This is a genomic window from Pseudaminobacter salicylatoxidans (assembly GCF_003148475.1).
Lineage (GTDB): Bacteria > Pseudomonadota > Alphaproteobacteria > Rhizobiales > Rhizobiaceae > Pseudaminobacter > Pseudaminobacter salicylatoxidans.
This window is the reverse complement of the sequence record NZ_QGGG01000005.1, coordinates 111,639-133,532: the sequence shown is the minus strand read 5'-3', so window position 1 is coordinate 133,532 and position 21,894 is coordinate 111,639. Positions and strand designations below refer to the sequence as shown.

Annotated in this window: 19 protein-coding genes; 10 read left to right on the top strand and 9 right to left on the bottom strand. The window is 63.2% G+C overall.

Features of this window, described 5'->3' with window-relative positions; all coding sequences use genetic code 11:
- The first annotated feature begins 7 nt into the window (after positions 1–7).
- Positions 8–646: an SRPBCC family protein gene (locus C7441_RS08885; protein ID WP_109612560.1), complete on the top strand. Its 639-nt coding sequence runs from the start codon at positions 8–10 to the stop codon at positions 644–646.
- 54 nt (positions 647–700) lie between these two features.
- On the opposite strand, the gene C7441_RS08880 is transcribed toward C7441_RS08885, so the two are convergent.
- Both C7441_RS08880 and C7441_RS08875 read right to left on the bottom strand, forming a co-directional pair.
- On the bottom strand, positions 701–1,630 hold the full coding sequence (locus C7441_RS08880; protein WP_109612559.1) for a LysR family transcriptional regulator: 930 nt from the start codon (positions 1,628–1,630) through the stop codon (positions 701–703).
- 321 nt (positions 1,631–1,951) lie between these two features.
- Positions 1,952–3,139 (bottom strand): diaminopropionate ammonia-lyase, encoded by a 1,188-nt coding sequence (locus C7441_RS08875; protein WP_109612558.1) that lies wholly within the window; start codon positions 3,137–3,139, stop codon positions 1,952–1,954.
- A gap of 104 nt (positions 3,140–3,243) precedes the next feature.
- Here C7441_RS08875 and C7441_RS08870 point away from each other — a divergent pair, with 104 nt between their 5' ends.
- Positions 3,244–3,723 carry an Lrp/AsnC family transcriptional regulator gene (locus tag C7441_RS08870; protein WP_109612703.1) on the top strand — a complete coding sequence of 160 codons (480 nt, stop codon included), beginning with the start codon at positions 3,244–3,246 and terminating at the stop codon, positions 3,721–3,723.
- A 59-nt stretch (positions 3,724–3,782) separates the two neighbouring features.
- Entirely contained in the window at positions 3,783–5,060 is a 1,278-nt protein-coding gene (locus C7441_RS08865) for a hypothetical protein (protein WP_170125059.1), read from the top strand.
- On the opposite strand, the gene C7441_RS08860 is transcribed toward C7441_RS08865, so the two are convergent.
- From C7441_RS08860 to C7441_RS08845, 4 genes are all read right to left on the bottom strand, one after another.
- Complete coding sequence (locus C7441_RS08860; protein ID WP_109612557.1) at positions 5,020–5,559, bottom strand: hypothetical protein; 540 nt, start codon at positions 5,557–5,559, stop codon at positions 5,020–5,022. The two genes, C7441_RS08865 and C7441_RS08860, sit on opposite strands and share 41 nt — an antisense overlap.
- Positions 5,559–6,152 carry a hypothetical protein gene (locus C7441_RS08855; protein ID WP_109612556.1) on the bottom strand — a complete coding sequence of 198 codons (594 nt, stop codon included), beginning with the start codon at positions 6,150–6,152 and terminating at the stop codon, positions 5,559–5,561. Before C7441_RS08855 ends, C7441_RS08860 begins: the two co-directional genes overlap by 1 nt.
- Positions 6,149–6,745, bottom strand: a complete 597-nt coding sequence (locus C7441_RS08850; RefSeq protein ID WP_109612555.1) for a hypothetical protein — start codon at positions 6,743–6,745, stop codon at positions 6,149–6,151. The genes C7441_RS08855 and C7441_RS08850 overlap by 4 nt, the downstream gene beginning before the upstream one ends.
- Positions 6,746–6,985: 240 nt before the next feature.
- Positions 6,986–10,603 (bottom strand): hydantoinase B/oxoprolinase family protein, encoded by a 3,618-nt coding sequence (locus tag C7441_RS08845; protein WP_109612554.1) that lies wholly within the window; start codon positions 10,601–10,603, stop codon positions 6,986–6,988.
- Between the two features lie 125 nt (positions 10,604–10,728).
- Between C7441_RS08845 and C7441_RS08840 the strand changes: the two genes are divergently transcribed.
- From C7441_RS08840 to C7441_RS08810, 7 genes are all read left to right on the top strand, one after another.
- Positions 10,729–11,325, top strand: coding sequence for a winged helix DNA-binding protein (locus C7441_RS08840; RefSeq protein WP_170125058.1), 597 nt, complete (start codon positions 10,729–10,731; stop codon positions 11,323–11,325).
- Positions 11,326–11,343: 18 nt separating this feature from the next.
- Entirely contained in the window at positions 11,344–13,164 is a 1,821-nt protein-coding gene (locus tag C7441_RS08835) for an ABC transporter ATP-binding protein (RefSeq protein WP_483407030.1), read from the top strand.
- Positions 13,165–13,199: 35 nt separating this feature from the next.
- Positions 13,200–14,738, top strand: a complete 1,539-nt coding sequence (locus tag C7441_RS08830) for an ABC transporter substrate-binding protein (protein ID WP_109612700.1) — start codon at positions 13,200–13,202, stop codon at positions 14,736–14,738.
- A 66-nt stretch (positions 14,739–14,804) separates the two neighbouring features.
- Positions 14,805–15,728: an ABC transporter permease gene (locus C7441_RS08825; RefSeq protein WP_109612552.1), complete on the top strand. Its 924-nt coding sequence runs from the start codon at positions 14,805–14,807 to the stop codon at positions 15,726–15,728.
- 4 nt (positions 15,729–15,732) lie between these two features.
- On the top strand, positions 15,733–16,587 hold the full coding sequence (locus tag C7441_RS08820) for an ABC transporter permease (RefSeq protein ID WP_109612551.1): 855 nt from the start codon (positions 15,733–15,735) through the stop codon (positions 16,585–16,587).
- Positions 16,584–18,329: a M14 family metallopeptidase gene (locus C7441_RS08815; RefSeq protein ID WP_109612550.1), complete on the top strand. Its 1,746-nt coding sequence runs from the start codon at positions 16,584–16,586 to the stop codon at positions 18,327–18,329. Before C7441_RS08820 ends, C7441_RS08815 begins: the two co-directional genes overlap by 4 nt.
- Before the next feature lie 330 nt (positions 18,330–18,659).
- Positions 18,660–18,920 carry a helix-turn-helix domain-containing protein gene (locus C7441_RS08810; protein ID WP_170125057.1) on the top strand — a complete coding sequence of 87 codons (261 nt, stop codon included), beginning with the start codon at positions 18,660–18,662 and terminating at the stop codon, positions 18,918–18,920.
- A 137-nt stretch (positions 18,921–19,057) separates the two neighbouring features.
- On the opposite strand, the gene C7441_RS08805 is transcribed toward C7441_RS08810, so the two are convergent.
- Genes C7441_RS08805 through C7441_RS08795 form a run of 3 tightly spaced genes read right to left on the bottom strand, consistent with a single transcriptional unit; the run spans position 19,058 to position 21,891 of the window.
- The gene (locus tag C7441_RS08805) at positions 19,058–19,891 is read right to left on the bottom strand and encodes an ABC transporter permease (RefSeq protein WP_109612549.1); all 834 of its coding nucleotides are present in this window, start codon (positions 19,889–19,891) and stop codon (positions 19,058–19,060) included.
- Positions 19,892–19,896: 5 nt separating this feature from the next.
- On the bottom strand, positions 19,897–20,724 hold the full coding sequence (locus C7441_RS08800) for an ABC transporter permease (RefSeq protein ID WP_244916089.1): 828 nt from the start codon (positions 20,722–20,724) through the stop codon (positions 19,897–19,899).
- Between the two features lie 57 nt (positions 20,725–20,781).
- Positions 20,782–21,891, bottom strand: coding sequence for an ABC transporter substrate-binding protein (locus C7441_RS08795; protein WP_109612698.1), 1,110 nt, complete (start codon positions 21,889–21,891; stop codon positions 20,782–20,784).
- Positions 21,892–21,894 lie beyond the last annotated feature (3 nt).

Below are 21,894 nucleotides of genomic sequence, written 5' to 3'. Positions count from 1 at the left end.
AAATCCAATGCCGGAATTGAAACAGAATTTTTCAGTGAACCATCCCCGCGCCCTGGTGTGGGAGCGGTTCCAGGACTTGCCCAATGTGGTCCAGTGCATTCCTGGCGCCTCGCTGACCGAGCAGTCCTCGCCGACCAGGGCGAAGGGGCGCATGACGGTCAAGCTCGGACCGGTGAAGGCGGATTTCGGCGGCGAGATCGACATCGAGGCCGATGAAAGCTCCTATACGGGCAAGATCATCGGCACGGGTATCGACAAGAGCCATGCCTCGCGTGCCAAGGGTAATGTGGTTTACACGCTGGTCGAGACCAGGGGTGGAACTGCTACCGATGTCGAAGTGGCGGTGGACTATACGCTGTCGGGCTCGCTGGCGCAGTTTGCGCGGGGCGGCATCGTCGAGGCGGTGGCCGAGCAAATCTGCCGCGAGTTCGCCCGCAATCTGGAGGACCAGCTGAACGTGACCGCGCCCGCCGCCGAAGCTGATGTGGCCACAATCGGTTCGGCCGGCGAAGCTGCCGTCGCAGCCGCTGCCCACCCCACGCCGCGCAGGCCCGCGCCGCCAAACGAACTCAACATGATCAAGATCATGATGGCTGTGATCCGGTCGAAGTTTCGCAAGATGACGGCAGCCGTAACCGGACGCTGATCGGCAAGGCGACCCGCTCCCGGCTCAACCGCGAGCGGTGCCGACCCTTCCGGCTCATGGGCGTGCCGGCGGAGTTCCGAACAAGCCGCCGGGGGCGAAGGCTTCCCGCAGATAATCTGAAAACATCCTCGCGGCCGGACGCATGGTCTGGCGGCGCAGGCTGAGGCTCATGACATGGACCGGCGGCAGCTTGTCCTCGATCGGCAGCACGGCGATGCGTGATCCGTCATAGCCGACGGTGGTGCCCGGCACGGCGTTGTGGATCGTATAGCCGTGGCCGTGGCCGACGAGCCCGCGGATCAGCTCATAGGAGCGGCTGCGGTAGACGATGCGCGGCTCGATCTTGCAGGCCAGAAACAGGCTGAAGAAATATTCGCGCGAGTGCGGCAGGTCGAGCAGGATGAACGGATCGGCTGCGAGTTCCTTCAGCCTGACCGAACTGCGCCCCGCCAGCGGATGGTCTGCCGAAACCAGCACATAGGGCGGCAGCTCCACCAGCACCTCGCCGACGACCTCGTCGGAAAGCGCGTAGGCGTAAGACAGTGCCATCTCCATGCGCCCTGAAACAAGCCCATCCAGAATTTCCTGCTGGTTTCCTTCCTCCAGGTTGATCGAGATGCCGGGAACGCGTTGGGCGAACTCGGCAAGCAAGCCGGGCATGAAACGCGTGGCGAGGGTGACGAAGCTTCCCACCGTGATCTCGCCCGACAGGCCGTCGCTCAGCGAGCTTATGCTGCGCCCGAAATCGCGGGCATGGTTGAGCAGGAGCCGGGCATCGTTGACGACCCGGCGACCGGCCACCGTCAGCGTCACGCCGCGGGCATGATGGCGTATGAAGATCTGCGCGCCGATTTCCTCTTCCATATGGGCTATTGCCGCCGAAATCGAAGGCTGTGAGACATGCAGCCGCCGCGCCGCTTCGGTGACGCTGCCGGTGTCTGCCGTGGTGACGACATAGTTCAAGGTGCGCAGCGAAAGACGCATAGGCTAAATCTTGCGAAAACAAAGATGAGATTATTATTTGCAATAATAGTGCGATCAAGCCCTTTCAGGGAGCGAGCGGCGTGTCGTCCGGCGCGGACGGCGACAACGTGATGACCCAATCAGTGCACCGGCGAGGTGGCCGGGTTTCAAGATCGGGTTTGAGGAAACAGATGGAGCGTGATGACGGTTTCAACGTCACCACGCTCCACTTGTGTTCCGGATGCGGGCATTCGTCCCGTATTCCGGGCATGATCCCGAACCGAAGGACCGCGTCAGCGAAAACTGAAAAACGGCTTTCGGAAAAGATCAGGCTTTATCGTCTCAGGCGGCCAGCTGGTCGGGCGATATGCCGACCAGCTTCTCGTAGAGGGCCGGATCGGTCGCACCTTCGGTGTTGATGAGGAATATCCTCGAGGTCTCGGTCAGGCCCGCCGCCGCGCGCAAGTTTTCGTCCTTGGCCACCTTTATCAGGGCCGCGAGACCGACGCCGCCGCTTTCACCGGCAACGACGGCAGGATCGCCGCCGGTGGGCCGGGCCAGGCGGTTCATGACCGAGATCGCATCCTCTTCATCGACCGTCATGAAAGCGTCGGCGGCGCGCGACAGGATGCGCCACGCCACCAGCGAAGGCTCGTAGCATTCCAGCATGGCCATCACGGTCGCTTCGCCATGCTCCACCTTCACGGCCCGGCCGGCCTTGGCGCTTTCGAACAGGCATGCGGCGCGGGCCGGATCGACAACCGTCAGGAACGGACGCTTGTCTCCGTACAAGACGGAGAAATGGCCGGCAACGGCGGCGGCTATGCCGCCAACGCCTGCCTGCACGAATGCGTGGGTCGGCGGCTCGGGCATCTCGCGCAGCGCCTCGCTCATCAGCGCCGTGTAGCCCTGCATCACCAGGCTGGGAACCCGCTCGTAGCCCGGCCAGGAGGTGTCGGAAACGGTCGTCCAGCCATTGGCTTCAGCGGTTCGTGTCGCTTCGGCAACGGAATCGTCGTAATTGCCTTCGACCCGGATCATCTTCGCACCGAAACTGGCGATCGCGGCGATCCGCTCATCGCTGACGCCGGAGTGCACGAAGATGGCGCAGTTTGCGCCGACCAGTTGCGCGCCTTGCGCCACCGAGCGGCCGTGGTTTCCGTCCGTCGCGCAGGAAACGGTGATCTTTTCCGCCACCGCCTTTACTTCCGGCGACTGGACTTCCGAGATGTCGACCTTGCGACCGAGCTGCTTGCCAGCCTCTTCGAGCACAAGACGGATCACCGCATAGGAGCCGCCGAGCGCCTTGAAGCTGCGAAGCCCGAGACGATGGCCTTCATCCTTGATCCGGATTGCGCCGACGCGCAGTTCCCTGGCAAGAGCGGGCAGGGAAACCAGCGGCGTGGGCTTGTGCCCCTGGCGAAAGCCGAGGAAGCGCTCGACTTCGCGTGCTTCGGCTACGCTCAGCGTTTCGGCGTCCGCCGGATCGAGCGCCTTGCGATAATCGGGATTGGGGTTGAGCATGAACATCGGCACCTCCTCAGTTTGTTCAGCGCAATATTATTGCACTCATCCCGAAAAATATGCTGATATTTGCCAGATTAATTGCAAGTTTGTTTCATATGGAGAGGGCGTTGAGCAAGTTGGGCAAGCCGGCCAGTCTGGATGAATTCGACCGAAAGATCCTCTCCGTGCTGCAGCGCGACAACACCACGCCGCAGCGGACAATCGGCGAGGCGGTCAACCTGTCTGCCCCCGCAGTCCAGCGGCGCATCAAACGCATGACCGAGGAAGGGGTGATCGAAGCCAATGTGGCCGTCGTCGATCCCGGCGCGGTGGGCCAGTCGATCACGATCTTCGTGGAGGTCGAGGTCATCAGCGAAACCCTGGAGCAGATCAGGAAGGCGAAGCGTGAATTCGTCGACGCGCCAGAAGTACAGCAATGCTACTACGTGACGGGCGAGGCGGATTTCATCCTGATCGTGATCGTTTCCTCCATGGCCGAGTATGAGGCCCTTACCCACCGGCTTTTCTTCGACAACCCCAATGTCAAACGCTTCCGCACCTTCGTTGCCATGGATCGCGTTAAGGTCGGTCTGGCCGTTCCGGTCTGACGCGAGCGGCCGGCAAGATTTCTATTGAGAGTTGCCGTTCAAGCATCTAGTTTTGCCGCATGGCGATGCTCAGGGACATTGGCGGCCTGCTGTCATTGACTGTCAGCCTTCTGGCCCGTTTCTGGCCGCAGCTTCTTCTTGTCGGGGCGGTCGGCTATATCGCGCGCGATCTCCTGCTCGACGCGGCCGTTGCCACCGGCCTGAAATTCCCGCTCGGCGGCATGGTCGTGCTGTCGCTCGTGGTGCTTGTCAAGCTTCTCACCGTGGTGACGATGTTTGCCGTGCTGCGTCCGGGATTGCCGGCGCTTGCCGCGCTTCGGCAGGATGCCGGACCGCAGGGCGCGCCGTCGCCACGGAATCGCGGTGCCGATCGCATGCTGATGGTGACGGCGGCGGCCATCCTCCCCTTCTTTGCATATTATGCGGCATGGGGATTTCTCGGTGACACCGTCCGGGAATATTCGAGATTGGCGCTCGACCGCGTCGCCTTTGGCGAAAAACTGCAGATCTTCGATCTCGTCCGTTCCCGCAGCCTGATTGCCGCGATCCTGTTCTGCTGGTTCGTGCGCTGGCTGGCCAGGCGCGCCAACCTGCGCTTTCAGTCGCCGTGGCTGCGGCTGGTGATCGTGGCGGTGGACGCAAGCTGGATTTTCATCGGCCTCTATGCGCTCGACAAATGGAAGAACGATTTCATAGGCTGGATCGGGGCGGGCTCGCTGCTGGAGAATATGGAAGCAGGCGCGGTGTGGTTGTCGATGAAGGCTTACGCGGCCGGGGGCTTCGTGCCGGTCGAGTTCCGGCAGCCCGGTTTGGCTGAACAGGCGCAGAATCTGTTCTTCTACGCCCTGTTGCCGATGGTCTGGCTGGTCATGGCAGCGATCATCTATGGCTACGATCTGTCTGCGAAACCTGCGACCGCACCGCCTGTGCCGTCGCGCGCGACCACGTGGCGCAAATGGCTGCACGACTTCGCCGCGCATTTTCTCGGCGGCTATCGCACGCGTTACCGTCCGGTCTGGACCTGCCTCAGGCTGGTCGCCGGGGCAGGACTTGCGACCCTGCTTTCCTTCATCGTGCTCTATCGCGCGACGACCTGGCTCAGCGCCTGGATCTGGTACGGCACGCTGCACAATCTCGGGCCATACGATCTCGAAACATGGCAGCGGATCGGAGATGTGCTGTCGGTCCTCGTGGGGAGTCCGGTCGAACTGGACGGCGGGATCGTGTTCAACGCCATCCGCATCGCGCTGCTGGCGGCGGTTCTCGAATATGCCGTGTCCGGACGTAGCTTCCGCGCTACTCCAGAAGCAGGCGCAACGGCTGTTCCCCAGTCATAGACACGGAAAGTGCAAGCCCTTCCGCATCGTGCGGAATGAGGAATGTTTCGAACATCTGCACCGTTCCGGCGCGGGCGATCTCGGGAAGATTGAAGCAATGTGGCTTTCCCACCGCATCCGGGCGCATCTGCCGCACGACAGGCTCGGACAGGAAAGCGGGCTCCCAGCGGCGGCCGTCCTTGTCGATCAGCCAGATGGAACACGGCAAGGCCTGCTTGATGCGCACGGGATCGTCGATGGCGATTTCCAGTTCGGCCAACAGCACGTTCGTGTCCGGTAGCCTGCCGGGAAGCGGGCTGAGGTCGACAAGGCGCCAGTTGCCGCCGGCATATGGCTGGCTCTTGCCGCGCTCGACGGTGATGGGTTCCTGACTTGCTTGCGCGATCCATTCGATAAATGCCCCGCGCGAGTGCATGAGAATGGCTGCGGGTATGAGCACCAGCAGCAGGACCAGGCAGATCCAGTAGTGTTTGCGCGTGTTGGGATATTCAGTCGCCATCACCGGAACCCCAGCTTCCAGGGCAGGATGTGCCCGCCGCGTTCGATGGTGATCGACGGATGGATATTGGCTGCCTCGATGGGCGTCATGGTGATCTGGAGCTGTTCTGAAAGCGGTGCGAGGACGCTTTCGGCAACCAGCAATGTGCCGCCCTCGATCTGGTTTTCAGGCAGTTCGAAGACCAGCAGGATAGGGCGTGGAATACCCGGTTCCAGCCGCTCGGAGCCGAGCAGGCCGGGCGTGGTGGAAAGGCGCCGGGTCATCGCGTAGCGTATGCCGTCCGGCCCGCGCCATTGTGCGGAGGTCAGCGCGATGCTTTCGCTGCTGGCTTTCGCGGCCGCCTCGATAACCAGCCATCTGCCGGAGGTCGTATAGGTGCGCGTGCCACCGAGCCCCGGCGCGGTGAGTTCCTGCGCCAGATAGACCTTGACGATACCCATCACGAATCTGGCTGTCTTGGCGGGTTTGCCCTGCACACCCGGTACCGCCACCGGCGAGACGATTTCGCTGTAGAGCGGCGTCGAAAGCCGCATGCCGTAAAGGGCGGCTATGGCAAGGCACAGAGCGACGGCATTTTTCAGCCCGCCGCTCATCGCCTGGCCTCCGCGCCTGCGTCGGGCAGATCGAGGTCGACCGCCGCCACCGGCTCGCGGTCGAACCAGTTGGAAGCGCCGTAAAGATTGTCGCGCTCCTTGTAGATCTGGCTGCCGACCAGTAGACGCAGCTCGGGCGGCGGGGCATAGTCTTGTGGCAGTTGCCATGCGGCGGTGAGTTTTTCCGGCATCCTGGGATTGACCGGGCCAGCGATCCAGCGATCCCTGACGAGATAGATCGTCGGTTCGGGAAGTTCGGGGATCGCCGGGTCGAAACTGAAAAGCGCCGAGGGAATGAAGGTGGACGCCGCAGAGCGGTTGTCGGCCTCGAAATCCACCAGCAGGAAAGTTTGCGGCTCGGTCGGCTTGATGCCGGTCGGCGGTTCATTGCTTATCCGGGCGCCGGCGATGGTGATGTGCCATTGGCCGGTGTCGATCATTTCGCCGGTTGCCGCCGTGCGCAACGGTGCGGGGTTGGCCGCATGATAGATGGCCGCCGCGTAGGAAATCACGCTTGCCGCCGCGCTGCCGATACCGGCAATCAGAATGGCGAAGAGGCGCTGACGAAGGCTTCTTCGTTGTTCGTTCGCCATGACACCTCCTCGTTGTGCGGCGATTCAAACGACGACCAAGCCCCTTGGACCGATGCTTTTAGCATCCGGAAGAGGATTTGTCAGTCCGCGACTGGAGGAGCATGTGGTCTGCGTCGGCAGAGAAGATCCCGCTCGACAAAAGAGGGAGCGCGGGGGCGGTTTTGCAAGCCGTCATCGCGCTCCGGTTTTCGCTTCTGCACGAAAGCGGTTCCCCGAACCGCTTTCGTGCAGGAATTGGGATCAGGCCTTGCCGTAGCCGCCGCCGGTCGGGGTGACGATGGTGAAGGCTTCGCCGGCTTCGAGAACGGTCTGGGCGCAGCCGCCCAGCGTCTCGACCGAGCCGTCGACGCGGCGCACGAGGTTCTTGCCGAGCTGGCCCGGTTCGCCACCCTCCAGCCCGAAGGGCGCGACGCGGCGATGGCCGCTCAGGATCGCGAATTCGAGCTTTTCACGCGCGCGGATGGTGCGCTGCGTGCCGTTTCCGGCCGACCATTTTCCGCGACCGCCGGAATCCGGGCGGATGTGGAAATCTTCCAGCACCACGGGGAAGCGCGATTCCAGTATTTCCGGGTCGGTCAGGCGTGAATTGGTCATGTGGGTATGAACCGCATTCGCGCCAGAGAAGCCGGGTCCGGCAGGTGCGCCGGAACAGATCGTCTCGTAATACTGGTATTCGTCGTTGCCGAAGGTGAGATTGTTCATGGTGCCCTGCGCGGCGGCCATCGCCCCGGTGGCGCCCAGCAGGCAGTTGGTCACCGCCTGGCTCACCTCGACATTGCCGGCCACGACCGCCGCCGGATAGTGCGGCGCCAGCATCGAGCCTTCCGGCACCACGAGGCGGATCGGCCGCAGGCAGCCGGCATTCATCGGAATGTCGCCATCGACCAGCAGGCGGAAGACGTAGAGCACGGCCGCCCGCGTTACCGGCTGCGGCGCGTTGAAGTTGTCGGGTCGCTGATCGGAGGTGCCGGTGAAATCGACGGTGGCCTCGCGCGTTTGCCGGTCGATCGTTATCTTCACCCTGATCCACGACCCCTGGTCCATCTCATAGGCGAATTCGCCATCCGGAAGCTGGTCGAGCACGCGGCGCACGCTTTCTGCGGCATTGTCCTGCACGTGGCCCATATAGGCCTCGACCACCTCCTCGCCGAACTGCGCGATCATCTTGTCGAGCTCGGCCACGCCCTTTTCATTGGCCGCGATCTGCGCCTTCAGGTCGTTGACGTTCTGGATCAGGTTGCGCACCGGGTAACGCCCGCCGGTGAGCAGGGCCGAAAGCTCGGCCTCGCGGAAGCGGCCGGCATCGACGAGCTTGAAATTGTCGATATAGATGCCTTCTTCCTCGATATTGGTGGCCAATGGCGACATGGAGCCGGGCGCAATGCCGCCGATGTCGGCATGGTGGCCGCGGCTGGCCACCCAGAAGCGTATCGTGCTGCCCGCCTTGTCGAACACAGGCGTGCAGACGGTGAGGTCCGGCAGGTGGGTGCCGCCATTGTAGGGTGCGTTGATGAGGAACACGTCGCCGGGGCGGATCACCTTGTTTTCGCGGATCGCGGTGGCCACGGAGGCATCCATCGAACCGAGATGCACGGGCATGTGCGGCGCATTGGCCACCAGATTGCCGGCTGCGTCGAAGACGGCGCAGGAGAAATCCAGCCGCTCCTTGATGTTGACCGAATAGGCGGTGTTCTGCAGCGTGACGCCCATCTGTTCGGCGATCGACATGAAGAGATTATTGAAGATCTCCAGCATGATCGGATCGGCGTCCGTGCCGATGGCGGCCTCGGTAGCCAGCGCTTTCACGCGCTTCAGCACGATGTGGTCCAGCGCCGTCAGTTCGGCCTGCCAGCCATCCTCGATGACGACGGTCTGGTTCTGCTCGATGATAATGGCCGGACCGGACACGAGATGGCCGGGGGCAAGCTCGTCGCGCAGGATTACAGCCGCGTCGTGGAACTTCCCTTGCGAGAAGAAGCGCGTGCGCCGCGTGGCCGTAACCTCTTCGGAGGTACTTGCGGCAAGGGTCGTTTCGGGGTCGTCCCCGCCGCCGCCGACAGTCTCGACCTCTACGGCATCGATCACCAGCGCCTTCGTTTCGTCCACGAAACCAAAGCGACGCTTGTGCAGCATCTCGAACTCGCCGCGCAGGCGGGCGGCCGTCTCGCCGGCATCGAAACCAGCTTCGACGGGGATGATGGTGTCGGTGCCGGCGTAGCGGATATGCGCACGCAGATAGGTGTGCGTCTTGGCCTCGGCGATGCCCTGGGCCGCGAGATCGGCAAGGCATTCGCGCTTCAATTCCGCGCCCAGCGTGTGGAGCGGGGCAACTACATCCTGCTCCAGCGCGGCGTCGAGCGCCTTCTGGCGGGTGGCGCGGATGTCGGCCAGGCCCATGCCATAAGCCGACAGCAGGCCCGACATGGGATGCAGGAGGATGTTCTTCATGCCCAGTGCATCGGCCACCAGGCAAGCATGCTGGCCGCCGGCGCCACCGAAGCAGTTCAGCGCATAGCGCGTCACGTCATAGCCGCGCTGGACGGAAATCTTCTTGATGGCCTCGACCATATTGGCGATGGCGATGCGGATGAAGCCGTCGGCGACCTCTTCCGGCGCGCGCCCGTCGCCCAGTTCGTCGGCCACCCCGGTGAACAGGCGGCGCACGGTCTCGGCATCCAGCCGCTCGTTCTGCTCCGGCCCGAAGATCGCCGGGAAATATTCCGGCATCAGCTTGCCCAGCATCACATTGGCGTCGGTGACGGTGAGCGGTCCGCCATGACGGTAGCAGGCCGGGCCGGGGTTGGCGCCGGCCGAATCCGGACCGACGCGGAAGCGTCCGCCATCGGCATGCAGGATCGAGCCGCCGCCGGCCGCGACCGTGTGGATCAGCATCATCGGGGCGCGCACGCGCACCCCGGCCACCTGCGTCTCGAAGGCGCGTTCATATTCGCCGTCGAAATGGGCGACGTCCGTGGAGGTGCCGCCCATGTCGAAGCCGATCACCTTGGGGAAGCCCGCCGCCTCGCCGGTGCGGGCGAGCCCCACCACGCCGCCGGCCGGGCCGGAGAGGATGGCGTCCTTGCCCTGGAACATGTCGGCCGCCGTCAGGCCGCCCGACGACATCATGAACATCAGGCGCGCGCCGGTGCGGTCGATGTCGAGTTCATCGGAAACCTGCGCGACGTAGCGGCGCAGGACCGGCGACAGGTAGGCGTCCACGACCGTGGTGTCGCCGCGCCCGACGAACTTGACCAGCGGCGAAACCTCATGGCTGACAGAGACTTGCGAGAAGCCCAGCGAGCGGGCGATGCGCGCCGCCGCCTGCTCGTGCTCGGGATAGCGATAGGCATGCATGAAGACGATGGCGATTGCGTCATAGCCTTCCGCGCGCAGTGCCTGCAGCGCCTGCGTGGCGGCCGCCTCGTCCAGCACGCGCTCGACGGTGCCGTCGTTCAGGACGCGCTCGTCGATCTCCACGACCGAATCGTAAAGCGCCTCGGGTTTGTGGATTTCGCGGGCGAAAATATCCTTGCGCTCCTGGTAGCCGATGCGTAGCGCATCGCGGAAACCGCGCGTGGCAAGCAGTGCCAGCCGTTCGCCCTTGCGCTCCAGCAGCGCGTTGGTGGCGACGGTGGTGCCCATGCGGATTTCGCCGATGACGCCGGCCGGAATGGCGTCGTCGCGGCCGAGCCCCAGAAGGGTGCGGATGCCATGGACGGCGGCGTCGCGATAGGCTTCCGGGTTCTCCGACAGCACTTTGCGGGCATGCAACCTGCCTTGCGGGTCCTTGCCGACGATGTCGGTGAAGGTGCCGCCGCGATCGATCCAGAAATCCCAGGAGCCGAGCTGAGCGTTCATGTAGGGCTACCCCGCTTTTCCTGCCGCATAGGAGGGCAGGTTTCAAAAAATGAGTGTCGTCATTGACAAAATATCGATAAAATGGTGACAATAATTCGTCAAGATGACAGAAACAGGTTCACCGGATGGCATCGGAAACGGACGATCTTACGAGCACCGCAGGCAAAAAGGAGGCGCAGGCCGAGACGGTCCTGCCCAGGCACCTGCGCCCGGTTCCCTCGATCGGGCCTATCGTTTCCTCCGCCCATCTGGCCGAAGGCAGCTCGCCCGGCCTGTCGGAGGTCGAGTACGGGCTGATCCTGGCCTCGCATTCCTTCTCGCGCTGGATGGTGCGCTGCATGGCAGCAGCAGGCCTGCCGGGGCTTTCTCCCATCGAAGTGCTGATCCTGCATTCGATCCGCCATCGCGGCCGTGAAAAAAAGCTCGCCGATGTCTGTCTCATCCTTGACATCGAGGACACGCATATCGCCAGCTATGCCATCCGCAAGCTTGAGGCGGCGGGCTTGCTGACCACCGGCAAGGCGGCCAAGGAAAAGACCATTCGCATTACCGACAAGGGTGCCGAGGCCTGTACGCGCTATGCCCAGATTCGTGAACGCCTGCTGGTCGAATCCACTGCCAATGCGCGGCCTTCGGAAGAGACGCTGTCGGAAATCGCTTCGGTGCTGCGCTTTGTTTCGGGAGCCTTCAATCAGGCGGCGCGTGCCGCAACCACGCTTTAACGGGTCATGGAGCGCCGCTTGAACGAGGTTACGTCAACCCCGCTGCTTTCCGTGGAAGGCCTGTCCGTTGAATTCGGCGCCGCCCGTGTCGTGGAAAATCTCGACTTTTCCGTTGCGCCGGGCCGCACTCTGGCGATAGTCGGTGAATCCGGTTCCGGAAAATCCGTCACCTCGCTGTCGATCATGCGCCTTGCCGACATGATGGGCGCGCGCTTTCCCGCCGGGCGTATTCTGTTCGGTGGCGAAAACCTTCTCGACAGGTCGCAGAAGCAGATGCGGGCCATCCGCGGCAAGGAGATCGCCATGATTTTCCAGGAGCCGATGACCTCGCTCAATCCCGTCTTCACCATCGGCGACCAGATTTGCGAGGCGCTGACCCTGCACGAAAAGCTCGCCAGGCCGGCGGCGATGGCGGAGGCCAGGCGTCTGCTGGAAATGGTGCGCCTGCCCGACGCAGGGCAATTGCTGAACCGCTATCCACACCAGCTTTCAGGCGGCATGCGCCAGCGTGTCATGATCGCCATGGCGCTGGCCTGTCGGCCCAAGCTGCTGATCGCAGACGAGCCGACGACCGCGCTCGACGTCACCATCCAGGCGCAGATCCTCAACATCATGCGCGACCTGCAAAAGCAGCTTGGCATGGCCATGATCTTCATCACACACGACATGGGCGTGGTGGCCGAGATGGCCGACGACGTGGTGGTGATGTGGAAGGGCAAGAAAGTCGAGCAGGGACCGGTGGCCGAAATATTCGCCAGTCCGAAGCATCCCTATACGCGCACGCTGCTGGCCGCCGTGCCGCAGCTCGGCAGCATGACCGGGCAGGATTTCCCCAAGCGCATGCCGCTGACCGTGCTGGAAGACGACGAGCCCAGGCTGGTGGGCGAGGAGCGCGTGCAGGACACTCCCAAATATGACGCTTCGCCGCTGCTTTCGGTGCGCGATCTGGTCGTGCGCTTCAACGCGCGCAAGAACATGTTCGGCCGCGTCACCCACCGCGTGCACGCGGTGGAAAATGTCAGCTTCGACATCCATCCTGGCGAGACACTGGCGCTGGTGGGTGAATCCGGCTCGGGCAAATCCACCATCGGCCGCACCATCCAGCAGCTTCAGGCCGCCACGGCGGGCCAGATCACCTTCTCCGGCAAGCGTTATGCCGACATGAGTTCTGTCGAGCGGCAACGCCTGCGTCAGGACGTGCAATATATCTTCCAGGACCCGTTCGCCTCGCTCGACCCGCGCAAAACGGTAGGCTTTTCCATCGCCGAGCCGATCAACACGCACGGTCTGATCCCGGGCAGCGCGGCGGTGCGCAAGCGCGTCGACGAGCTTCTCGAGCGCGTCGGCCTTACGTCGGCGCATGCCGACCGTTATCCGCACGAATTCTCCGGCGGCCAGCGCCAGCGCGTCTGTATCGCCCGCGCACTTGCCTCCGACCCCAGACTGATCATCGCCGATGAGGCGCTTTCAGCGCTTGACGTGTCGATCCAGGCGCAGATCATAAACCTGTTCATGGACCTGCAGGCCGAGCGGGGTCTGGCCTATCTGTTCATCAGCCACGACATGGCGGTGGTGGAAAAGATGAGCCACCGCGTCGCCGTGCTCTATCTTGGTCAGATCATGGAACTGGGCAGCAGGCGCCAGGTGTTCGAGACGCCCTCGCATGATTATACGCGCCGGCTGCTTTCGGCCGTGCCGGTGGCCGATCCGGGCCGGGCGCGCAAGACCGCGCTGATGGAAGGCGAGATTCCGAGCCCCGTCCGTGCGGTCGGCAATGAGCCGGCCATCGTGCCGCATGAGGAAATCGGCCCCGGCCATTTCGTCGCCACCGCCGCATGAAGACTGAACTTTCATCTGAAGAGGAAACGGATGCAATGAAGAAGATACATCGGGGTGTACGCGCAGCCTTTCTGGCAATCGCCATGTCGGGTGCCGCCGTCTTCGCGGCCCAGCCGGCGATGGCGGCGGGCAAGCTCACCGTTTCGTCGCCGCAGGATCCGGGCAGCTGGGATCCGATCGACACTTTTCTGGTGCAATGGGCAGCCGTTGCCACGAACATCTTCGATGGGCTGACCTATCGTGGCCCGGACCTCAAGCTCGTTCCGGGCCTTGCCGAATCCTGGGAAGAGCTGGATGAGGGCAAGCGCATCCGCTTCAAGCTGCGCCAGGGCGTAAAATTCCATGACGGCGAGCCTTTCAACGCGGAAGCCGTGAAGTTCACCTTCGACCGGCTGCTGGGCGACGAAGGGGCCAAGGGGCCGCAGCGTTCCAACTATGCGGCAATCGATTCCGTCGAGGTCATTGACGACTACACGGTGGACATGAAGCTGAAGGCGCCGGACCCGGTGCTGCTGACCAAGCTTGCCGGCTATGGCGCGATGATCGTGCCGCCGAAATATATCCAGGAAAAGGGCGAGGAGAACTTCAACACCAATCCGGTCGGCACCGGCCCGTTCAAGTTCGTGTCCTACGCGCCCAAGGTGAACGTCAAGCTTGAAGCCAACCCCGACTATTGGGGCGGCGCGCCGAAGCTGTCGGAACTCGAATATCGCTTCATCACCGAGCCCGCGACGGCGGTTGCCGAGCTGCAGGCCGGCCGCGTCGACATCGTCATTCCGCCGACCATTCCGATCGGCATGATCCCGGTGATCCAAGGTGATCCCAGGCTGGAACTCGCCAGCGTGCCGGGACCCACGGTCGATGCGCTGCGCTTCAACACCAGGTCGGGCATCTCCGCCGATCCGCGCGTGCGCAAGGCGCTGATCATGGCCGTCGACCGTGCTGCGATCGTCCAGTCGATCCTGGCCGGGCAGGCCTCCGAGATCGCCAGCTTCCAGGGCGAGCTGTCCTTCGGCTACGACCCGGAGATGAAGCCGCTGCCCTACGATCCGGAAGGCGCCAAGAAGCTCTTGGCCGAAGCCGGCGTGAAGCCGGGCGCGACGGTGCAGATCGACATTCGCGGCAACGACGCGACCATGAACGAAGTCGTGCAGGCCGTTGGCAGCTATCTGCAGATGGTCGGCATAACCGTCACCATCAAGCCCTATGAAACCAACGTGCTGCTGAACGACATCATCCCGCAGGGCAAGACCGGCGCGATGTTCCAGCAGAAGTGGGGCGGCTGGACCTTCGATTACGACAACACCGCCTATGCGATGTATCACACCGGCGAGAAGTGGAACCCGTATGACAGCGATCCGAAGATGGACGAGCTGCTGGAATCGCAGCGTCCGCTGACCGATCGCGCCGAGCGTGAGCGCATCCTGCGCGAGATCGCCCGCTACGCCGCCGACAAGGCGCTGGAAATGCCGCTCTACAACACCAACGCGATCTACGGTGTCAGCAAGCGCGTGAAGGGCTTCGTTCCCGCGCCGGACAACCGCATGAAACTGACCGACGTCAGCGTCGAATAGCAACGAAGGGATGCCGCCCGGATCGAGGGCGGCGTCCTGATCTCTTTCTGGAAGGATCGACCCCTCTTGGCCGGATTTCTGATCAAACGCGTGCTGCAAGCGATCTTCGTCGTCATCGTGGTGACGCTGGTCGTATCGTTTGCCATCCGCCTTACCGGCGACCCGGCGCTCATGCTCACGCAAGGCGCGGGCAGTGTGACGGAGGAGGACCTGCAGCGCATCCGTACGGCTCTCGGCGTCGATCAACCCTTCCTTGTCCAGTATTTCAGCTTCCTCAAAGGCCTGCTGACACTGGATTTCGGCCGCAGCTTCCTTGGCGGCACGCCCGTGTCGCGGCTCATCGCCGATGCGCTGCCGGCCACGCTGCTGCTTGCCTTCATCTCGATGGTCGTTTCGATCGTGCTGTCGATTCCGCTCGGCATCAAGGCGGCCACCACGCGCGGCAAATGGGCCGACCAGGCCATCCGCATCCTGTCGCTGGTCGGACTTTCCTTCCCCAATTTCTGGCTGGCCATCATGCTGGTGCTGCTGTTCAGCGTGACGCTGAACTGGCTGCCGCCAAGCGGCATGGGCGGCATCGAAAGCTATATCATGCCGGCGGTCACGATGGGCGTCATCCTTACCGCCACCAATGTGCGGCTGGTGCGCACGGCCATGCTGGAGACGCTGCAATCCCAATATATCATGGTGGCTCGCGCCAAGGGCCTCAGCGAAAGCAAGGTGCTCTACAAGCATGCGCTGCGCAATTGCGCGATCCCGCTCATCACCTATTTCGGCCTGCAGTTCGGCGGCCTGCTCGGCGGCATCGTCGTCATCGAGCGGGTGTTCAACTGGCCGGGCATGGGCACGCTCGCCTTTGACGCGGTCGGCGCGCGCGATTATCCCGTGCTACAGGCGGTCATCACCGTGCTGGCGCTGCTTATCATCGGCATCAATCTCATTGTCGACATCGCCTACGGGCTTGTCGATCCGCGCATCAGGACGGAGTGAGCGCATGGCTTCCTCGACAACTTCCACCGCGCGCTCCCGCTTCCTCAGCCTGGAATTCATCCTCGGCGCCTTCCTCACCGGCACGATCTGCCTGGCGGTGCTGTTCGCCGACGTGCTGTTCCCCGGCGGCTTCGACAGAATAGACCTGATGGCGCGGCTGACCCCGCCCTTCGTCGATGCCGCGCATCCGCTCGGCACCGACCCGCTCGGTCGCGACGTGCTGGCGCGCGTGGTGGCGGGCGGACGCATCTCACTCACGGTCGGCTTCGTGTCCGTTGCGGGTGCGGTGGTCATCGGCGTGCTGATGGGGCTGGTGGCCGGCTATTATCGCGGCTTCTGGGACATGGTGCTGATGCGCTTTGCCGATGTGCAGCTTGCGTTGCCCTTCATCCTTTTGGCCATCACCTTCATCGCCATCCTCGGCGGCAGCCTCACCAACACCATCATCCTGCTCATCGTGTCGCAGTGGGTGCAATATGCGCGCCTGGTGCGCGGCTCGGTGCTGGCGCTGCGCGACCGTGAGTTCATCCTGTCGGCGCAAGCCATCGGCGTGCGCGACCGGCGCATCATCTTCCAGCACCTGCTGCCCAACCTGCTGGGTCCGGTGATCGTGCTGATGACGCTCAACGTCGCCACCAACATCCTGCTCGAATCGAGCCTCACCTTCCTCGGTCTCGGCGTCGATCCGACGATCCCGAGCTGGGGCGGCATGCTGGCCGACGGGCGCACCTATCTCCAGCTTGCCTGGTGGGTCAGCGTGTTTCCGGGCCTCGCCATTCTCCTGACCGTTCTCGGTCTCAACCTCCTGGGCGACTGGCTGCGCGACAGCCTCGACCCGACCGGCCGGACTTCCAGATGACAGTAATCCACGCGCGCGAATTCGAACGTACCCTCGACCGGCTGGTTGCCGAACATTCGGGTGACGGAAACTATCTGCGCGCCTGGACATTCGACGACCGAGCAAGCCGCGTCGCGGCGCAGCAGCGCCTCGCCGCTGCGGGCATGGATGCGGAAATCCGCAGTGCCTACAAGCCGCTGCTGCACTTTTTCGTTGAAGAGGTGGACATTGCTTCGCTGAAGACGGTCCGGGTTTCCTATCCGGTCCACCCGGATGCCCCGCGCAACCGCTTTCGGCTGGAGGCCTATCCGCTGGCCGCCCTGGTGGGCGACGCGGAGATCGAGTTCGTCGAACGGGAAGATGCCGGCCTGTTCTATGAGGTCGTGCTTATCGCCAAGGACGGTTCGAGCGAAAATCACCGCGTTTTCGCGCCCAACCGCGTGCATGTCGATCTCGTCGGCGAGACGAACCTGTCGCCCACAGGCTGGATCGTCACCTCGCCCGGCGAGGCAGGCGAACGGCTGGAGACCGATTATGAGGCGCTGTTTGCTTCCACGCTCGAAGCGATAGCGGGTCACGACTGGGGGGCTTCGGAACCCTATTTCGAAGAACTGAACATCCGCGTCGAACTGCCCGCGGCGGACGAAAAACTGGCTCATGACGAGGAAGTCGTCAGCCTGCGCGAGGCGCTGCACGAGGATTTCTATTTTTCGCTGCTGGAAATCTTCCAGAAGAAGTCCGGCCGGCCGCTGGGCGACCGTGGCCTGAAGCCCGGCCAGATCGTGCCGGAAATTGTTCAAAGCGAGGGCGGGCCGTCAGTGCGTGTGGAAACGCGTCCGCTCTTGGGTGTGAACGCTGCAGAAGCCGCACAGGATCTCGACACTGCCGAGCGGCCGCTTTCCGCGGAACAAATTGCCTCCGAACTGGAAGCGATCGGTGGTGCGCCCTTCGAGGCGCATACGCGTTCCGGCCGGCGCGTCGCGGCGCGCTATGTGAAGGGCACGGACGCCGCCATGATGATCAGCGGCGGCCAGCATGCCAACGAAACCACCGGTGTGGTCGGTGCGCTGCGGGCGGCCAGGGTGCTTGCGGGCCGCGAGGGGGCGCATTTCACCATCTCGCCGCAGGAAAACCCGGACGGCTATGCACTGCACCAGCGTCTGCGCGTGGACAATCCGCTGCACATGCACCATGCCGCGCGTTACACGGCGCTGGGCGACGATCTCGAATACCGCACGGCGGAAAACGCCGGCGTCGATCTGAATGAGAAGGCGATCCGCTTCGAAGCGAAGCAGCTGAGCGGCGCGAAGCTGCATGTCAATCTGCACGGCTACCCCTCGCATGAGTGGACCCGGCCGCTGTCAGGCTATGTGCCGCGCAACTTCGCCATGTGGACGCTGCCGAAAGGCTTCTTCCTCATCGTGCGCCATCATGAAGGGTGGGAAGCCCGGGCCGAGGAACTGCTGGACCGCGTGACCCGGCATCTGGGCGCCATACCGGACCTGCTTGCCTATAATGACGCACAGATTGCGCTCTTCGAGACCCATGCCGGCGAGACAGGCTTCCGCATCATCAACGGTTTTCCCTGCTTCTCCGGGGTGGATGAGCGGCATGACGTGCCGCTGACGCTGATCACCGAATATCCGGACGAGACGATCTATGGCGAGGCCTTCGTGAAGGGCCACACGGCGCAGATGCAGACCGTGCTTGCTGCCTATGACGCGCTGCAGGCCATTCTTGCGCACGAGTCGCTGGTTTCATGAACCGGACTGGCGCGGAAAAGCGCGGGTAACGGAAGCGAACAGATACTCGCACGTGATCGACGCGGCGGGACGTTACTGCTTGTCAACAAATCGTGATGCCTTGCAGAGCACGGTTTGCGCCGCCGTGGAGGCATTTGACACGATCCTGAGGCGCTTCAAATCTTGATTCAAAGTCGATCAACGGCCATATTGGGGCAGCACCTCTCTACAATTCGAGAGTGACCGCGCTTTTGCGGATGTCGCCCGAAGCGGGTTTTTCGGCATCCTCTATTATATCGGCCGGCAAGCGTTTGAGTGCCCGTTCGGCCGATCTCTGTATCTGGAGGCAAAATGGCTACAACGCCCTCTGCACTGCCTGAGGCAGTGCTTGCTGCAATATCTGCAGGAAAAAACATTATCCGTGCTTATCGGGAGCACCTTGGCTACGCAATCGAAGACGTCGCCGTGACGAGCGGCCTGACCGTCGAGGAAATCGAACTGATCGAGACGGGTCATCGTTTCGACAAGGGCTATCGGGACAGGCTCGCCCGCGCCCTCGGCCTGCCTGAAGGAACTTTCGTAGAGGACTCCGATATTCCCGACGCAGCCTGATCGTCAAACCGGCCCCGCAGGCATTCGGCCATGATAGATCGCCGAACTCCGAATGCGGGGCCATCGCGCTGCCCGCGCGCCAATCCCCTTTTCCGAACCCGCTTTGACATAGCCCGCGTACAGCCTGATCGCGCCGATCAGGCCTTCGCAAGCGCGCGCGCGCGCTGCCAGTCCCAGAGGTTGCGCACAAGGATGCCGATCACGGTAAGCGAGATCAGGATCACCGAGATCGCGGCGATTGCCGGATCGACATTGTCGCGCATGCCGTTCCACATCTGGCGGGGCAGGGTGATGACGTTGAACGAGGTGATGAACAGCGTCACCGAAATCTCTTCCCACGACAGGATGAAGGCGAAGAAGGCTGCCGAGAGGATGCCGAACTTCGCATTGGGCAACACCACCCAGAAGATCGACTGCCACAGCGACGCGCCAAGCCCCCGCGCGGCCATGTCGATGCGCTTGTCGATCTGGCTGAGCGCGACCATGAAGGTGACGAGCGCGAAGGGTGTCGCAACCACGACATGGGCGAGGATGACGCCGCCGACGCTGTCGAAGCCGATCCATGGCGCGACATCGATCAGCGATGTCTCGAAGAAATAGAGGATGATGGCCGAGACCACCGGCGGCATCACCATGGGCAGGAACACCAATGCGGCCAGCATGGTCGAGAAGCGGTTGCGCACATACCAGAGCCCGAGCCCGAACATCACCGCGAGGATGGTGGAGATGGCGGCGCTCGCCACCGCGATGCCAAGGCTGAGCTTGATGCTGTCGAGCCAGATCGGATTGGTCAGCAGCGCCTCATAGTGGCGCAGCGACCAGTTGCCCCTGGGCATGGACAGGTAGCGCGTGCCTGTGAAGGATACCGGGATGATCGCCAGAAGCGGCATCAGCAGGAAGACGATCGTGAGATAGACGATCGCGGCGCTGACGCGGCCCGGCTTGTCCGTGCTGTTGGGGTTGGCGCTCATTGTTGTCACCCTACGAGCTTGTCGAGGCGCGCGACCTTGTGGAGCAGCGTTCCGAGTGCGGCCACGATGACCAGAAGGACCACGCTGATTGCGGCGGCCAACCCCCAGTTCACGGTCTGGAAGAGTTGCAGATAAATGAACTCCGCCACCATCACGCTGCGGCCGCCCGACAGGATCGCCGGAGTGATGAAGAAGCCGAGCGCGAAGACGAAGACGATGATGCCGGCGCCCAGCACGCCGGGCATGGTCATTGGCAGCGTAACCGTCCAGAAGATGCGCATGCGTCCCGCGCCCAGCCCGCTGGCGGCCTGCAGCACGCGCGGATCGACCTGGCGCAACGCCGAGGCGAGCGGGAAGACCGCGAACGGAATGAGGAAATGCGTCATGCCGATGATGCTGCCGAGCTCGTTGCGCACCAGCGCCAGCGGCTCCTTAATGATGCCGATGCCCATCAGGCTCTCATTGATAATGCCGTTGTTGCGCAACAGGATCAGCCAGCCGAAGGCGCGGATCAGCACCGAGATCCAGAACGGGATCAGCACGCAATATTCGATCAGTCGCTGGCGCCTTGGCGGGCCGAACACCCAGTTATAGGCGATGGCGTAGGCGAGCGTCACCGACACCAGAGTGACGATGACGCAGATGCGCAGCGTGCGGATCAGCACCGCCTGCACGGTGGGATCGGTAAAGATGCGGATATATTGCCCGAAGCCGGGCTCGGGATCGGTCACGCTCCACTTGGCCACCATCAGGAAGGGCAGCACATAGGAGACGACCAGGAACAGCGGCAGGGGAGCCAGCAGGATCGCGTATCGCATCCAGGATCGTGTCATGATCAAGGCCCTCCCGCCGTGTCGATTTCTGGAGGGGCGGTCCGAGCCGCCCGCAGCTTACTTGGAAACCAGCGCCAGGAATTTTTCCAGCGCCGCCGAATAATTGTCGGCGTACCACTCGGCGTTGAGCGTGACCTGCTTGGCTTCCGCCTCCGGCGACACGCAGTTCAGGGCCTTCCTGTCGTCCGGGATCAGCGCGTCGGCCTCCGGGTTGGCCGGGCCGTTGCCGAGCAGGTCGAACAGCATCACCTGGCTCTGAGCGTCCTGGGAGGTTGCGATGAAGCGCATGGCATTGTCGCGGCCTGCGGGGTTGCCCTTCGGCGTGATCCAGGTGGAGGAGTTGAGGAAACCGCCGTCATAGCCCCACTTGATCTGGTCGTCCGTGTCGCGGCCGAGCAGGATGGCGCGGGTGTTCCAGATATAGCCCATCGCGGCTTCGCCTTCGGTGAGAAGCTGCTGGCTTTCCGCGCCAGAACCCCAGAAGGAGATGATGTGCGGCTTCAGCGCCTCGATCTTGGCCAGCGCGCGGTCGATATCGAGCGGATAGAGCTCTTCCGGCTTCACGCCGTCGGCCAGCAGCGCTGCCTCCAGCATGCCGTTCATCCACTTGTACATGGTGCGCTTGCCGGGGAACTTCTCGACATTCCAGAAGTCGGCCGGCGACGTCGGCGCTTCGTCGGAGAACCTGGCGGAATCGTAGGCGAGCACATAGGAAAAGAAATAGCCCGGTGTGCCGAACTCGTAGTCATAGCCCTTGCGGATTTTGGCGCGGTCGATCGTATTGTAGTCGAGCGCTTCCAGCACGCCTTCCTTGCCGAAGGCGATGCCGAGATTGGCGTCGGCATCGACCACGTCCCAGATGATCTTGCCGGAGGTGATCTGCGCCTTGATGGCGCCCTCGGTCGGGCCGCTGCCGTCGATGCGCACGGCAATGCCGGTTGCCTTGGTGAAGGGTTCGCCAAACGCCTTCTGGAAGGCGTCGATGGCGTCGCCGCCCCAGTTCGCCACCACGAGCTGGTCGGCCGCGAACGCCATCTTGGCGCGCATGGCCATCGGCACGCTGAGCAGCAGGGCGGCAGCCTTGACGAAGCTGCGACGGTCGATTTCGCCGGCGGCGGCGCGGCGGGTGAGGATTTCGAAACAGTCGCGCTTGAAGTGCTCGGACATGTT

What these genes read in the sequence shown, in the direction of transcription:
- C7441_RS08885 (WP_109612560.1), top strand. Translation starts at nt 8, where the DNA reads ATGCCGGAATTGAAACAGAATTTTTCAGTGAACCATCCCCGCGCCCTG.
- C7441_RS08880 (WP_109612559.1), bottom strand. Translation starts at nt 1,630, where the DNA reads ATGCGTCTTTCGCTGCGCACCTTGAACTATGTCGTCACCACGGCAGAC.
- C7441_RS08875 (WP_109612558.1), bottom strand. Translation starts at nt 3,139, where the DNA reads ATGTTCATGCTCAACCCCAATCCCGATTATCGCAAGGCGCTCGATCCG.
- C7441_RS08865 (WP_170125059.1), top strand. Translation starts at nt 3,783, where the DNA reads ATGGCGATGCTCAGGGACATTGGCGGCCTGCTGTCATTGACTGTCAGC.
- C7441_RS08860 (WP_109612557.1), bottom strand. Translation starts at nt 5,559, where the DNA reads ATGGCGACTGAATATCCCAACACGCGCAAACACTACTGGATCTGCCTG.
- C7441_RS08855 (WP_109612556.1), bottom strand. Translation starts at nt 6,152, where the DNA reads ATGAGCGGCGGGCTGAAAAATGCCGTCGCTCTGTGCCTTGCCATAGCC.
- C7441_RS08850 (WP_109612555.1), bottom strand. Translation starts at nt 6,745, where the DNA reads ATGGCGAACGAACAACGAAGAAGCCTTCGTCAGCGCCTCTTCGCCATT.
- C7441_RS08845 (WP_109612554.1), bottom strand. Translation starts at nt 10,603, where the DNA reads ATGAACGCTCAGCTCGGCTCCTGGGATTTCTGGATCGATCGCGGCGGC.
- C7441_RS08840 (WP_170125058.1), top strand. Translation starts at nt 10,729, where the DNA reads ATGGCATCGGAAACGGACGATCTTACGAGCACCGCAGGCAAAAAGGAG.
- C7441_RS08830 (WP_109612700.1), top strand. Translation starts at nt 13,200, where the DNA reads ATGAAGAAGATACATCGGGGTGTACGCGCAGCCTTTCTGGCAATCGCC.
- C7441_RS08820 (WP_109612551.1), top strand. Translation starts at nt 15,733, where the DNA reads ATGGCTTCCTCGACAACTTCCACCGCGCGCTCCCGCTTCCTCAGCCTG.
- C7441_RS08815 (WP_109612550.1), top strand. Translation starts at nt 16,584, where the DNA reads ATGACAGTAATCCACGCGCGCGAATTCGAACGTACCCTCGACCGGCTG.
- C7441_RS08810 (WP_170125057.1), top strand. Translation starts at nt 18,660, where the DNA reads ATGGCTACAACGCCCTCTGCACTGCCTGAGGCAGTGCTTGCTGCAATA.
- C7441_RS08805 (WP_109612549.1), bottom strand. Translation starts at nt 19,891, where the DNA reads ATGAGCGCCAACCCCAACAGCACGGACAAGCCGGGCCGCGTCAGCGCC.
- C7441_RS08800 (WP_244916089.1), bottom strand. Translation starts at nt 20,724, where the DNA reads ATGACACGATCCTGGATGCGATACGCGATCCTGCTGGCTCCCCTGCCG.
- C7441_RS08795 (WP_109612698.1), bottom strand. Translation starts at nt 21,891, where the DNA reads ATGTCCGAGCACTTCAAGCGCGACTGTTTCGAAATCCTCACCCGCCGC.